Below are 14,600 nucleotides of genomic sequence, written 5' to 3'. Positions count from 1 at the left end.
GGAAAAAGCCAGAACCTATAAAGCTTCCAGCTTATTTAGTGCTTTCAAGTTTCAGATTTTAATTAAATTATTCGATAAAAAATATTTAAGATGTCGCTTTAGGCATCTTTTTTTATTGGTTTAAAGGGGTTTTTTAGGTAAAATTGAATAAACATATTTTATAGTACGGAGGTATTGCAAGATGTCACCAATTTTTTGGATCATTTTAATTTTGCTCGTTTTAGTCGTTGCAATCTACATTACTGCATATAACGGCTTACAAAAAGCAAAAATTTACACTGAAGAAGCTTGGAGCCAAATCGACGTTCAACTAAAGCGCCGTAACGACTTAATCCCTAACTTAGTTGAAACTGTAAAGGGTTATGCAAAGCATGAAAGCGAAACTTTTGAAAAAGTTGTTAAATTACGGAATGAATTAACCCAAATTCCTGCTGATAACCGTGAAGAAGCGTTAAAGGTATCTAATGAAATTACCGATTCTCTTAAAACTATCTTTGCGTTATCAGAAAATTACCCTGATTTAAAAGCTAATCAAAACTTCTTAAGTTTGCAGGAAGAATTGACAAATACTGAAAACAAGATCGCATATTCACGCCAGCTATACAATTCAAGTGCTGCTCAATATGACCAACGATTGTTAACTTTTCCATCAAACATTGTGGCTAAAATCCACCACTTCACTAAGGTTGATTACTTAGAAACCCCAGCTGAAGAAAAAGAAGTACCAAAAGTTAAGTTTTAAAAGTTGAGGAATAACGATGTTATACCAACAAATTGCCCGTAACAAACGCAAAACGGCTTTGATTATGGTCCTCTTTGTGGTGATTTTAACTTTGGTTGGAGCAGGTATTGGCTACTTAATGGGAAACAATCCGATTCCTGGAATTCTAATTGCTTTAATTGGTAGCGTAATTTATCTCTTCATTATGTGGCAAAATCCCGCCAATATGATCATGAGTCTAAATAATGCTCATGAAATCCATGAAGCAGATAATCCGCAGCTCTGGCATATTGTTGAAGATATGGCAATGGTGGCTCGCGTGCCAATGCCGCGCGTTTTCATCATTCCTGATCCTAGTCCCAATGCATTTGCGACAGGCCGTGATCCTAATCATAGTGCTGTTGCAGTTACTCAAGGCATTCTAGAGTTAATGGATCGTGAAGAACTTGAAGGCGTTCTGGGACATGAATTATCACACGTGCGCAACTACGATATCTTACTTTCAACTATTGCAGTTGTCTTAGTCGGCGTGATTTCATTTATTTCAGGAATCGCTTCACGCTACATTTGGTTTTTCGGTGGTAGCCGCCGTAACGATGACGACGATCGCGAATCCAATCCACTTGAAATGATTTTCAAAATTATTGCGATTGTCTTCGTTCTGATTCTTGGACCATTATCTGCATCCCTAGCGCAGATGGCTCTTTCACGTAACCGCGAATATTTAGCTGATGCATCTTCAGTTGAATTAACTCGTAATCCACAGGGACTAATCTCAGCTTTGAGAAAAATTGAAAACAGTGAACCAATGAAGCGTGCCGATCAAAGTAGTGCTGGTCTATATATTGAAAATCCGTTTCATAATCGCGGAATAACACACCTATTCGACACTCACCCACTAACAGAGGATCGCATCGCACGTCTTGAAAAAATGTAATAAAAAATCTGGGAGATTTTCCCAGATTTTTTATTTTAAGTTGATATTCGCTTGTCTGAATAACTCCTCCCGCATTGCAGCTGGAGTCATATGGTAATATTGATTGAACTTTTTGTAGAAGAATGACTTACTTGAATAACCTACACGACTAATAATTTCTTTTAAAGAAATATCAGGTTGCGCAAGTAAGGTCCGTGCTTCTTGCATTCTACGTTCATCAACATGATCTACAAAGCTTTTACCAGTTTTTTGCTTAACCATGTTAGAGAAATAATTTGGATTAAAACCAAAATACTTAGCTGTATCTGTCAATGTAATATTGGTAAAATGGTTGTCAATATAACGATCCAAGGCACTACCCTCGAATTTGGTTCTGTCTAAGCTTGATAAACTAACAACGGAATCAGTTCTAATTGCCAAAACAAGAGCCACCGTAAGTTCCGCTCCAATTAAAACTCGCATAAATAATTCATTAGCCAAGTAGTCATCTACAATGCGCTGCATAACTTGAGAAGAATGTGTAATTTGATTAGTCTTAAGCCATAGAACATGTTCTTTATTTAAAATAGTAAGAATTTGATCAATGATACTTATTTCCTGCTTACTTGCGCAAGATAAATCTTTAAAGAATTTACGATATTCAAAACCCGGACTAAACTTTAGTTTTACAAGAACAGCATCATCGCTTTGCTTTTGAATTTCATATTGCCAAGATTGGGTTAAAAGCAAAAAATTGCCTGCCTTCATTTCAAGACTCTTTTCCCCACTCTTTAGCGTAACAGTACCCTTTACCACATATACAATCGTTGCTGCCTCATTAACATATCGATGAAGACCAATATTATGGTTTTCAAGGTAGATCGTAAACAAGTCAAAATTAGGACTGCCACACGGAAGTTTTATTTCATTTTTATTGTCTCTGTGTGACCGCCATACACTGGTTAAGTACTGATCTAAAGCGACTGCTGCCATATTTACACCTTCTTGTTGTAGCTATAATAAAAAACGTATATATCTATTATATATCAAAAATCTATTTTTCTCTGGCTTAGGACACTGTATTTCAATTTATCAGTAAAAATAGACAAGTTCGGACGACTTTTGTACAATCAAACTAAATGGAAACGGTTTATTTAGAGAGTAAAAATGAATTTAGAACTAAAGCAGCTTTCTTTTTCTTATGGAAAAAATGAGCAAATTTTTCACAATATTAATCTCATTATCAATACTGGCTTTAACTTATTAATTGGTCCAACTGGCTGTGGTAAATCTACTTTACTAAAAACTATTGCTGGCCTTTATCCAAAATATGGTGGACACGTTAGTGGACAGGTGAATTTAAATGGCATGAAAAGTGCAATCATGTTTCAAAATGCTGGCGAGCAATTCACGATGGCAACTCCACGCGAAGAAATTATTTTTGCATTAGAAAATTTGCGAGTTACACCAAGTAATTACAAACAGCGCTTAAAAAAAGCAGTCGCTTTTACTCAAATTAGCCATTTATTAGATCAAAAAATTATCACTATGTCTGGCGGTGAAAAACAACGGGTAGCACTCGCTGTTTTAGTAGCAATGGACGTTGATTTACTTTTGTTAGATGAGCCATTTGCCAGCTGTGACCCAGAAGCGCGTAAGTTTTTGATTGAAAAGTTGTATGAATTACGCCTGCAAGGAAAAAGTATTTTAATTTCTGACCACTTCTTCAGTGACTATGAAAATAAATGCGATGCTGTTTTTCAAATGGAAAATCGGACAATCGTTAGGTTATCGCTGACTGAACAAGAAAAATTATTTAAGCGTGATGAAGCACCTGAGCCTGTTTTTTTATTGCCTAACGAAAATGATTCAGCCGTCTTTGTTTTAAACCAGACTGAACTAAGACAAAATCGTCTTTTACTAAAGCAAGATCAACTTAAGATCTATGAGGGAAAGGCTACTTTAATCACTGGAGCTAATGGAATTGGCAAAAGCTCATTTTTTAAAGCTCTGACCAAAATGATTTCTTATCGTGGCAATATGCTATTTCACACAAAAGAAATTGCCAAATTAAAATCTAGGAATTATTTGAAACACGTGGCACAAATTTTTCAAAGTGCAGACGACCAATTTTTAAAAGTGACTGTGCAAGAAGAACTGGACTTGAGCAAGAAAAACCGCAATCGTTATTTCACTGACCAAATAATCAATGAATATTTGGCTAAACTCAAGCTAGACAAGCACTTAGATCAAGTTGTTTATTCTCTTTCAGGTGGTCAAAAAAAGAAACTTCAAATCTTGCTCATGTTAATTTGCCAACATGATGTATTGTTAATCGATGAGCCCTTAGCCGGTCTTGATCATGATTCTGCTAGACAAGTAATCAAGTTGCTCCAGGAAAGCCAAAATAAGCTCCATCAGAGTTTTTTGATCATCAGCCATCAGACACACGAACTAGCCGATTTATGCTCTTATCGCCTTAATTTCGCCCATCAGCAGTTAAATTATGTTAGTGAGGTCAGTCATGAATCCCAGTGTTAAATTTTTACTCGTTCTCATTATTTCAATTGAGATCGCATGTAAGGCAAGTTTGGTGACCAATCTTATCGTCATTATCTTTTGCCTATTTTATTTATTAATTAAAAAGATTAGTTTGAAAGACCTTATTTTATTAATTTTTGTTCCTCTAATTGGTGCTTTCGTAGTCTTTGCGACCCTTTATTGGTTCAGTAGCACGCCAGATCATTATTCAGCTTGGGTACTCTCTAGCAGAATTTACGTCTACGTTCTTTCAATTGCCTGCGTTGCTCATACGACCACTTCGGAAGAACTAGCTCGCTCACTTGAACAAAATTTGCATTTACCTAGCAAATTTTCTTATGGAGTTTTAGCAGCGCTAAATATTATTCCTCATATGAAAATGTCGGTTAAGCAAATCCGAACTGCCGCAATGATGCGAGATGTCTATTTAAACTTTTGGTCACCAATGTTGTATTTCAAAGCGATTCTAGCAGCGATCTCTTCCGCAGAGAATTTGGCTCAAGGAATGGAATCACACGGCTATGTTGAAGGTGCTAAGCGATCAGTTATTGTGCAAATTCCAATCTCAAAAAAAGACTGGTTAATTTTTGGATTGCTATTACTTTTGTTTAATCTTTGTCTATTTTTCTTATAAACGAGGTAACTATGGAAATTTTTGAACACACTATTCCTTTCATGGGATATGAAACTTTCTATCGTACAGTGGGACGACGTAATGATAAGGCACCGCTAGTACTTTTACACGGCGGGCCAGGATCTAGTCACAATTATTTTGAAGTATTAGATGAATTAGCTGAAAAAAGTGATCGACAAATCATTATGTATGATCAATTAGGCTGTGGTAATTCTAGCATTCCTGATGATAAACCTGAGCTTTATACTAAAGAAACTTGGGTTAAAGAACTTGAGAATTTAAGAGAAAAATTGCATTTGCATGACATTCACTTATTAGGGCAGTCATGGGGCGGCATGCTCGCAATTATTTACATGTGCGATTATCACCCTCAAGGCGTTCATAGCGTGATTTTATCATCGACTCTTTCCTCAGCCAGTCTCTGGTCTAAAGAATTGCACCGGATGATCAAGTACTTGCCTGTTGAAGAACAAGCCGCAATTCACCGCGCCGAAATTACGAATAATTTCTCTGATCCAGCGTATTTAAAGGCCAATGACCATTTCATGAATCAGCATGCAATCGACATGACTAAGACTTGACCAGAACCCGTTATGAGGAAGAAAAAAAGCGGCAGCATCGCTTATGAAACTGCCTGGGGGCCTAATGAATACACTCCTGAAGGTAATTTGCATGATTATGAGTACACCGACGAATTAGCCAAAATCACAGTCCCAACTTTGATTACTAGTGGGACTGATGATCTATGTACTCCGTACGTAGCTAAGACGATGAAAGATCATATTGAAAATAGCCGCTGGGAATTATTTGAGAATTGTGGTCATATGCCATTTGTGCAAAAGACTGACGAATATATTGATTTATTAACTAAATGGTTGAAAAATAAAAAATAAAACAAGCGTTACCCACTCACAAATTGTGGATAACGCTTTTTACTTATGATATGGACTACCACTATTAATCATGAAGGCACGATAAATCTGCTCAATCAATACCACCCGCATCAACTGGTGCGGCATAGTCAATTTACCGAAGCTAATCAAATCATTTCCGCGCTTATTCACAGCATCGCTTGTTCCAAGACTTCCACCGATGACAAAAGTAATATCGGAATGCCCATAAGTGCCAAGATCCTTGATTTCCTTAGCAAATTCCTCGCTGCTGCGCTGCTTACCCTTAATTGCAGTAACGTAGACGTATTCTTTATCCTTGATTTTACTCAAGATTCTTTGCCCTTCTATCTCCTTTACTTGTTCGTCTTGCGCTGCACTCAACTTCTCAGGCGCCTTTTCATCCGGCACTTGTATAATCTTAAATTTACAAAAGCGGCCAAGTCTTTTTTCATACTCCGCAATCGCGTCTTTAAAGTACTTTTCTTTTAACTTTCCTACACATACAATCTTAATATTCATAATATCCTATTTTATCCCCAAATTCCCATTGTTTCCACTCAACTTTTCCACACCTGTGTAAAATCAAAATCTACATTTTGTGGTTTTTATTTACACTTTTAGCACAATTTGTGGTTGAAAAAAACTTTGAATTTTCTTGAAAAACTTTACCCACATTCCTCCTTTGGATAACTTATTTTCACAAACTTTTTACCTTGAAAGCTTAATCTTAAGCTATGAACGAACGTTTTAACTAAATTTATTTCACTTTTATTTACACACAATTCACAGCTTATGCACAGTTACTCACAGGTTAAAACACCCTAGTTATCCACAATCCACAGTTTTATCCACAGTTATTAACAAGCTGTGATTTCTTCAAAAACTTGACAACTATATTTCCCGAACTTTTATCTGTTACACAGCCTTATAGTTAACAAAAAAGCTATGTATGCGTTTATTACCGCGTCACATAGCCTTTTTCATCATCTTATTTAGAATATTTTACTTGTTAATTACCTTGAAGTGTAACCTTGATATCTCTAGTATTGCCATTTCTGTTAACAGTTACATTTACGCTATCACCGACTTTGTGGCTGTAGAGAATACTGTGTAACGATGCAACATCGGTTACTTTTTTACCGTCAACCTTAGTAATGACATCGTTAGCCTTTAAACCAGCCTTAGCTGCTGAACCGTTCTTGGTTACTGAGGCAACATAGATTCCTTCCTTCAGGTTAGACTTAATGCCCAAACGACTTCTGTAAGCTTGTGGGACATTTTCCAAAGCCATGACCTTTACACCCAATTGTGGACGAGTAATCTTACCATTCTTAACCAATTGGTTAGTGATTGTTACAACTTCGTTAGATGGAATTGCAAAGCCCATCCCTTCAACCGAAGTACCATCACTTGATTGTGACAACTTCATTGAGTTAATCCCGATAACTTGACCAGCTGAGTTAACCAAAGCACCACCAGAGTTACCAGGATTGATTGCAGCATCAGTTTGAATTACTGTTTGTTGGTTTGATGAAGTGGTAATTGTTCTACTTGGTGCTGAAATGATCCCTTGAGTAACTGTTGAAGCATATTCACTACCTAAAGGTGAACCAACCGCAATTACTGTTTGCCCCGCTTGTAGGCTCTTAGAATCGCCAAATTCCGCAACTTGAGTTACATACTTAGAGTCAATTGAAAGAACGGCCAAGTCGGTTGTACTATCAGTACCAACAATTTTTGCATTAACTGTTTTACCATTAGCTAATTTAACCTGAATTGCGTCACTACCTGAAACTACGTGGTTGTTAGTAACGATGTAGCCACGACCATTTGACTTCATGTAAACAACACCAGAACCTTCACTGTAGGTTTCAAGCTTATTGCTATTGCTGCCCTTTGAAGAACTTGAGCCGCCAAATAGACTTTCAATGTCACTTGAAGATGAAGAAGATTGACGCTTTAAGTTAATGACAGAAACAACTGCACCTTTAACACGATCATACGCACCGGTCATTGTTCCGCTATTCTTAGCACTATTTCTTGAAACCTTAGCACTGGAAGAACTGATGCTAGTTTGTGCTTGATTAGTAGTGGTTTGTGCTTGATTTAATTGGTCGATTCCGTAATATGAAACCCCACCACCAATTAAGCCGGCAACTACACCGATAATTGCAGCTTTACCGAGTAAGCCGTTGTTATTTGATTTTTGATTTTTGTTATTGTTTTCCATAATCCCTACCCCTTAAATTATTATTTATGATTATTAACTATAATGTCTAGATTTGAATATTATGTGAATATTTTTCGTTGAAACTTCTAAATTTTTATTAACCCTGTTGGTTCATCAGGAGCTGTATCGATAATCTTCACATCATTATCCAAATTAGCATCTCCATCTACCAGCATTTCTTTTGCCGTATCGTGAGCTAAATAAGCGGTATTATTATGCTGGCTTCGGTGTGCCAAAAATATGTGCTTCGTTCTTGGCGACACTACATCTAGCAAGGCTTCTCCTGCTTCTTCATTAGACAAATGTCCTACATCAGACAAAATTCTCTGCTTAAGTGACCACGAATAGGGGCCTTCTCTTAACATCATTGTATCGTAATTGAATTCCATCATATAAGCATCTGAATCCTTGATGACGCCTTTGACGTTTTCTGAAACATAACCTGTATCTGTTAAAAAAGCGACGCGCTTACCGTCACTTTCAAAAACATAATATTGTGGTTCTGCAGCATCATGACTTGTCGCAAAGGCAGTAACCGTTAAATCGCCCATCACTTTACTTTGACCTGGTTCAATCGTATTCATTTGCTGGACTGGAACTTTGCCAATTTTTTTACTATCAAGTAAATAGTTCCACGTACCGGTATTAGCGAAAGCATCAATTTGCGGATAACGCCGCATTAAAACGCCAAGTCCTGCACTGTGATCGCTATGGTCATGGCTCAAAAATGCCAGATCTATGTCATTGATATCGACACCAACTTCATCTAACAAGCTCTTCGTCTTTTTTCCAGATAAACCTGCGTCCATCAAGATCTTATGCTGACCGGTTGTAATTAGACTAGTATTGCCAGTTGAACCACTAGCTAAAACACAAACTTGCACTATTGTCATCCTCACTTTTCAATATTATCAACGTTATATGACGTATTAGACTGCAAAATTTGACCTGTGAAAGCATTAACCCGCTTAAGTGTAATATTTCTTGTGTTCTTATTTTCAACCCAAACTAACCACGTTGGCTGCAAAATTGTCGATCCACGCACATTAGTCAACTCGGAATACCCAAGTTTAATTTCAATAATCTTAGTATTATTAGCTAATTCACGATTAGTGTACATTGCCCTTACCGCATGCCATGAAGAAATAGTTGACTGCAGTTCACGTACTGGGTTAACCGGACCAAGATAAGTCATGTAATAACTATCAATCAAGCCGTTTTTAACATTAATCGTTAATTGTGCAGAATTGTCATAGATATCGCCATATTCTGAAGTTTGGACGAAAGTATAGCTGCCATCGCTAGACATGTTACTTTCATAGGTGAATTGCTTACCGTAAGGAACATTGTGAGGATCATTCTTAAAGTCATTTAAAGCCTTTAGAACTTCTTTTTTACTACCTTTTGCGACAACTAAATCGCGTGGCACCGCACGAATGACATTTTCACTCTTATAATAAGTTGCATCAACTTGAGTCAAAGAAGTAACTTTGCTAGACAAGTAGTCGCGCTTTTTAGCAGCTAAATAATAACCTGAAGACTGCGCCTGTGAAATATTATCAGGTAATTCAATTCCATCAGCTCTCATCTCCATGCGAATATCGGTACTAGTTGAATTAGTAGTACTTCCGTCAGAGATACCAACTGGTGAACGTAAAACTTCAATTCCTAAATAAATATCAATTAATAGGAAAACAATCAAAAATAACCATTCAATTCGTTTATGATCCATTTTTAGTTGTTTCCTCCCTTCGCTTGAGCATTTGTATAGATACTCATATCTTGCTTAAGCCAGCTATCTGCACTCTTCCAGCCGCCATAGGCTTTCACATAATACGTTGGAATCAAGTTGACCAAACTGTCGTGAGAATTATCATTTTCTACTCTAAAGCCGACTACAATTCGACTAATCTGAGACTGCTCCAGACCATGATTAACGAGACGATGCAATAATTGATCAGTTGATTCTAATGTTACTGTTCTACCATCAAACGGAATTGGAATCTGGAAGTTAGTACTATTGAAGTTCATCATAATTGATTCATTAGAAAAAGTAGTATAAATTTGTGAATCACCATCATTTAAAAAGACTGGTGATCCTTCAATATAGTTTATGTACGAAACGCTATTTTTATTTGCATCAAAAAAGCGTAAATCTTGTTCCATCAATCCAACACGATGTACATAAAAAATACTGTCTAACAAGCGACTAGTTGTTGATGGAATTGTTTCTTTTTCATAATGAGTGTACAAGTACGTATGATCGTTCTGATTGCCACTTCTTGGAACTTGCAAGTGAGTGTAATAGTTAAGTGAATATGTTGTGCGACCTTTCTTATTAGTCCGCGAAGATACACCTGATGTCCCTAATAATCTTGAAACAAAGTATGAATCAGATTGGTGGTTAATCAAATAACTGTAAACTTTCCACTTATTTTTATTGCTATAAAACGGCGTATATCCCGCCTCTAAACGGACAAAGTGCACTGGTGTCTTAGAATGAGCATTTTGGGCATATTGACGCAAACGATTAAAGTTAGCTCCCTTAATGCTCAAGCGATAGATCCGGTCAGTTTTATCATTACCTAAATACAAAGTCTTATTAGAATCTGTGATAAATACTCGCGTAAATTCACGATTATCCTTCTTCTCCGTCACACTAGTGAACAAGTTAAAGGTGATTTCGTCCGGATATGCTAATTGAATATAGTTTTCATTATTTAGCATTTTCTTATAACGATTTTCACTAGCTGGCAGAGTAACAATACGCTTAACCGTCAATTTCTTAAGCTCTTTTGAAAATTCAAATGGTAAGTTCTTTTTAGAATCATACAACTGATATAGCTGCCCATTTCTAAAACCGTAGGAACTAGTTGGTAAATATAGATCATACAGTGACTTATCGTTGCGCGACTTAGTCTGTTGGCGGGTATAACTGCTACGAGAAGACTGGTTAATTCGATCAAAGCGTTGATCATTGGTCATGATGAAAATCCACAAAGCAATCGAGATCGCTATCGCAAGAAACGTCCCGATCATTAGGAAGACATCGCCTAATTTAGATTTAAACTTCATCCCAGTCATCCTCCTCACTCATTGGTTCATATGGCAATGAAATGTAGAATGTAGAGCCTTGTCCTTCACTACTGTCTGCCCAAATTCTGCCGTGGTGAGCTTCCACAATTTCCTTAGCAATTGCAAGTCCCAACCCAGTACCACCTTGGGCACGAGATCTAGCCTTATCAACACGATAGAAACGATCAAAAATCTTGCCCAAGTCTTTTCTTGGAATCCCCAATCCTTGGTCAGAAATACTCAAGATGACGTGGTTAAGGTTTTGAACTAAGCGTACTGTAATTACCCCACCATCTGGTGAGTACTTAATAGCATTGTTCATAATGTTATCAATTACTTGCATCATCTTATCAGTGTCGATTTCAACCCACAGAGCCTGCGTTCCAAGTTCACGCTTGATAGTGTATTTCTTTTCATTGTTATCAGTTTTCACTATCATATCAAAGCGATTAAGAATGTGAGAAACAAAGTCATTCAAGTTTACCCATTCCATATCCATTCTAGAAACGCCACGGTCCATTCTGGATAAGCTAAGCAAATCATTAATCATTCTGATCATTCGTTCAGTTTCTTCTTGCGTAACTTTCAAAAATTGTGGCGCAATTTCGGGATCCTTCCATGCACCTTCACTTAACGCTTCAATATATGAATGCATACTTGTAAGTGGTGTTCTTAATTCGTGAGAGACGTTAGAAACAAACTGTCTTTGTGAATTTTCATTTTTCATTTGTTCAGTAACATCGTGAAGTACACAAACACTACCAGACACGAAACCTGTTACTCGTTTAATTAACGAGAAGCTAGCATGTAAGATCACTTCGTTTCTAGTACCGCTGTTGGCAGTCACTACGATTTCTTTTTGATTAGAAATTAAATCTTGTGCTGTTTCATCTAAACCCAGCGCTTCATTAATTGGCTTGTTAATAATCTCATCTTCTGTCACGTTCAAGAAATTCAAAGCCATTTGGTTAACAACACTAATATTGCCGTGACGATCAGTTGCAAGAACTCCATCTGTCATGTGAGACAAAACGCTGTCAAGACGACGTCTTTCACTATCTGACTCTTCTTGTGAGCGTTCAATTCTAACTGACAGAGTATTAAAAGCCTTTCCTAATTGCCCTAGTTCATCGTTTGAATAAATCTTCACTTGATTAGAATAGTCTCCATCCGCAATGTGTAAAGCCTGCTCTTGCATTTCTTCAATTGGCCGGGTAATAGCGCGTGAAATAATTAGCGCCAAAATCGCTCCAAGCATTGCAGCAACTAGGGAAGCAACCAAGAAAGTAATTGAGGTTGTCCTTAGATCATTGAAAACACTCTGCATACTAGCGCGAACATAAATTGCACCTACATTGTTGGAAGTGCCGGTTGTACTAGTCAACGGAGAGATTTGGATCATAGAACTGGTGCCATTATCATTAACCACACGAGTAATTTGACGCCCAGTTGAAGTTACTTGCTTAACAATATTGTTATTTACTCTTTGACCAACTCTACTTTTATCATTCATATTAGAAACAGCACGGATAATATCCTTATTATCAACAACAATAATTTCACTAATAGCATCATTGTTGTAGTCAGAAATTATCTGGCTCATTCGATCATTAGACCTACTATTATTTCTTGATAATTGAACTGACAATTGGTTAGTCACAAATGACGGAATCTGAATCGAAGTTTGGAAGCTTTCAATACTACTTTGCTCTAATTGCCTAGTAAAATATGCCCCGATCACTTCAATTGTAGCTAGCAGCATTAACATGAATACTACCGCTAGCTTGGTATTAATTGAGTTAAATGTTCTCTTTAGCTTTATTCTTAATTTATCCATATTCAAAAACAACATATAAAAAGAAAGCCACACACTGGATGCAGTTTATGGCTTTCTTAATTATTCTTCGGTTGGTTGTTTAACATAATAACCAACGCCACGACGGGTAATCAAAATTTGAGGCTGAATTGGGTTATCCTCAATCTTTTCACGTAGACGGTGAACCGTTACGTCAACAGTACGTACATCCCCAAAATAGTCATAACCCCAAACAGTCTGCAGCAAATGCTCTCTAGTCATAACTTGACCCATATGTTGGGCAAGATAATAAAGAAGTTCAAATTCACGGTGAGTGAGCTCAATCTTCTTACCATCTTTTTCAACAATATAAGCATCCGGCATGATAACTAAGTTGCCGATCTTAATATTCTTATCGGCTTCTTCTTGATCTAGAGATTCTGCCTTCTTCACGATATCACGACGACGTAAGTTAGCCTTAACACGCGCAACTAATTCACGGTTAGAAAATGGCTTAGTTACATAGTCATCTGCACCCATCTCAAGTCCTAGAACTTTATCAATTTCAGTGTCTTTAGCAGTCACCATTATAATCGGCATATCATGAGTCTGGCGCACTTCACGTGCAACCTCCAGTCCATCTTTTTTTGGTAACATCAAATCCAAGATCATTAAATCTGGATCATATTCATCTACTTTTTTTATAGCCTCTTCACCATCATAGGCAGTGTCGACGTCGAAGCCTTCTTTAGTTAAATTAAATTTAATAATGTCAGAAATTGGCTTCTCATCATCGACGACGAGAATTTTCTTTGGCATCGAGAATGCCTCCTTTGCTCTTACTATTATACTGTTTTTTATCATTTTAGCCAAAATATACAAAAAAATTTAAAAAAAGCCTTGCAATTCTTTAAAATAAATTGCATAATAGTTCCTGTCAGTTATGACATGGGTGGTTAGCTCAGCTGGCAGAGCAACGGACTCTTAATCCGTGGGTCCAGGGTTCGATCCCCTGACCACCCATAACGTAAGCACTACTTCGGTAGTGCTTTTTTGTTACTCCAGACCAGGTCAACTTTGGTAAAATATAGAAAAGAACCTAGTAGGGAGGTTGTTAAAATGAATAACGAAAACGTGTTTTTTAACCCTGGGGACGCAATTTCCTCATCACACGATTTTAAAGAAGCTCGTCGCAGCGCTCAAATAATTAAAGCGGGCAAACCTACTGCTAAAAAAATCGTGATTGTCAATGATACCGAAAACGGCAAATACGCAATTTACTTTGCGGATCAAGAAGTTGATCAAGGCAAAGGTAAAGCTTATAGAATTGTCGATAAATTGTAACAAAGCAAAAATACTGGCAGATCATTAACGGTCTATCAGTATTTTTTTGATTCATTTTACTAATTGAGCATATTTTTTGCATTTTTTCTAAAAAAACTATTGCAAAAGATTCTATTAGTTGATATTATTATTAACTGTCAGCGGATGAGAGCTGAACTTAAAAATATGGGTGGTTAGCTCAGCTGGCAGAGCAACGGACTCTTAATCCGTGGGTCCAGGGTTCGATCCCCTGACCACCCATCAATATGGAAATGGCACTGCGAGGAGTCGGTGCTTTTTTTGTTTAAATTTAAGATCCAATTTCGATATTTTTCGAGATTGGATCTTTTTGTTTTTCTGCATGATAAAATGAATATATTAACTCAGTTAGGTAAGAAAAATGCGAACTTATAAATATCTGAAACTTGAAAGCTAAGATTCATGCTCTTTTCGCATGTTTCCTGGCTTTTTC

At 37.0% G+C, this 14,600-nt stretch carries 13 protein-coding genes, 2 tRNA genes and 1 pseudogene; 8 read left to right on the top strand and 8 right to left on the bottom strand.

The window, feature by feature from the left end:
- Positions 1-181: 181 nt before the first annotated feature.
- The gene (locus tag FC46_RS08535) at positions 182-742 is read left to right on the top strand and encodes a LemA family protein (protein ID WP_057799772.1); all 561 of its coding nucleotides are present in this window, start codon (positions 182-184) and stop codon (positions 740-742) included.
- Between the two features lie 16 nt (positions 743-758).
- Positions 759-1,658: a zinc metalloprotease HtpX gene (gene htpX, locus FC46_RS08530; RefSeq protein WP_057799771.1), complete on the top strand. Its 900-nt coding sequence runs from the start codon at positions 759-761 to the stop codon at positions 1,656-1,658.
- A gap of 30 nt (positions 1,659-1,688) precedes the next feature.
- On the opposite strand, the gene FC46_RS08525 is transcribed toward htpX, so the two are convergent.
- Positions 1,689-2,630: a helix-turn-helix transcriptional regulator gene (locus FC46_RS08525; RefSeq protein WP_057799769.1), complete on the bottom strand. Its 942-nt coding sequence runs from the start codon at positions 2,628-2,630 to the stop codon at positions 1,689-1,691.
- Positions 2,631-2,804: 174 nt separating this feature from the next.
- Between FC46_RS08525 and FC46_RS08520 the strand changes: the two genes are divergently transcribed.
- The 3 genes and pseudogenes from FC46_RS08520 (at position 2,805) to pepI (ending at position 5,705) form a co-directional block, all read left to right on the top strand.
- Positions 2,805-4,178 (top strand): ATP-binding cassette domain-containing protein, encoded by a 1,374-nt coding sequence (locus FC46_RS08520; protein ID WP_057799767.1) that lies wholly within the window; start codon positions 2,805-2,807, stop codon positions 4,176-4,178.
- Entirely contained in the window at positions 4,162-4,812 is a 651-nt protein-coding gene (locus FC46_RS08515) for an energy-coupling factor transporter transmembrane component T family protein (RefSeq protein WP_057799764.1), read from the top strand. Before FC46_RS08520 ends, FC46_RS08515 begins: the two co-directional genes overlap by 17 nt.
- An 11-nt stretch (positions 4,813-4,823) precedes the next feature.
- Positions 4,824-5,705 (top strand): annotated as a pseudogene (gene pepI, locus FC46_RS08510) (proline iminopeptidase).
- A 39-nt stretch (positions 5,706-5,744) separates the two neighbouring features.
- Here pepI and rlmH read toward each other — a convergent pair.
- The 7 genes from rlmH to yycF all read right to left on the bottom strand — a co-directional run bounded on the left by rlmH (position 5,745) and on the right by yycF (position 13,624).
- Positions 5,745-6,224, bottom strand: a complete 480-nt coding sequence (rlmH, locus tag FC46_RS08505; RefSeq protein WP_057799762.1) for a 23S rRNA (pseudouridine(1915)-N(3))-methyltransferase RlmH — start codon at positions 6,222-6,224, stop codon at positions 5,745-5,747.
- A gap of 490 nt (positions 6,225-6,714) precedes the next feature.
- Positions 6,715-7,935, bottom strand: coding sequence for a S1C family serine protease (locus FC46_RS08500; protein ID WP_057799760.1), 1,221 nt, complete (start codon positions 7,933-7,935; stop codon positions 6,715-6,717).
- Between the two features lie 86 nt (positions 7,936-8,021).
- Positions 8,022-8,819, bottom strand: coding sequence for an MBL fold metallo-hydrolase (locus FC46_RS08495; protein WP_057799758.1), 798 nt, complete (start codon positions 8,817-8,819; stop codon positions 8,022-8,024).
- Positions 8,820-8,830: 11 nt separating this feature from the next.
- A complete protein-coding gene (locus FC46_RS08490) occupies positions 8,831-9,667 on the bottom strand; it encodes a two-component system regulatory protein YycI (RefSeq protein WP_057799755.1) in 837 nt (278 codons plus the stop codon).
- Between the two features lie 2 nt (positions 9,668-9,669).
- Complete coding sequence (locus FC46_RS08485; RefSeq protein ID WP_157046818.1) at positions 9,670-11,019, bottom strand: YycH family regulatory protein; 1,350 nt, start codon at positions 11,017-11,019, stop codon at positions 9,670-9,672.
- Positions 11,000-12,847 carry a cell wall metabolism sensor histidine kinase WalK gene (gene walK, locus FC46_RS08480; protein WP_057799774.1) on the bottom strand — a complete coding sequence of 616 codons (1,848 nt, stop codon included), beginning with the start codon at positions 12,845-12,847 and terminating at the stop codon, positions 11,000-11,002. The genes FC46_RS08485 and walK overlap by 20 nt, the downstream gene beginning before the upstream one ends.
- A 60-nt stretch (positions 12,848-12,907) precedes the next feature.
- Positions 12,908-13,624, bottom strand: coding sequence for a response regulator YycF (gene yycF / locus FC46_RS08475; RefSeq protein WP_057799751.1), 717 nt, complete (start codon positions 13,622-13,624; stop codon positions 12,908-12,910).
- Positions 13,625-13,755: 131 nt separating this feature from the next.
- Between yycF and FC46_RS08470 the strand changes: the two genes are divergently transcribed.
- The 3 genes from FC46_RS08470 (at position 13,756) to FC46_RS08460 (ending at position 14,389) form a co-directional block, all read left to right on the top strand.
- A tRNA-Lys gene (locus FC46_RS08470) sits at positions 13,756-13,828 on the top strand.
- A gap of 96 nt (positions 13,829-13,924) precedes the next feature.
- Entirely contained in the window at positions 13,925-14,149 is a 225-nt protein-coding gene (locus FC46_RS08465; protein WP_057799748.1) for a hypothetical protein, read from the top strand.
- A gap of 167 nt (positions 14,150-14,316) precedes the next feature.
- Positions 14,317-14,389: transfer RNA gene (locus FC46_RS08460), tRNA-Lys, on the top strand.
- Positions 14,390-14,600: the final 211 nt, after the last annotated feature.

The organism is Lactobacillus kalixensis DSM 16043 (assembly GCF_001434335.1).
Classification (GTDB): Bacteria; Bacillota; Bacilli; order Lactobacillales; family Lactobacillaceae; genus Lactobacillus; species Lactobacillus kalixensis.
The sequence above is the reverse complement of the archived record's forward strand: the minus strand, read 5'-3'. Positions and strand labels throughout refer to the sequence as shown.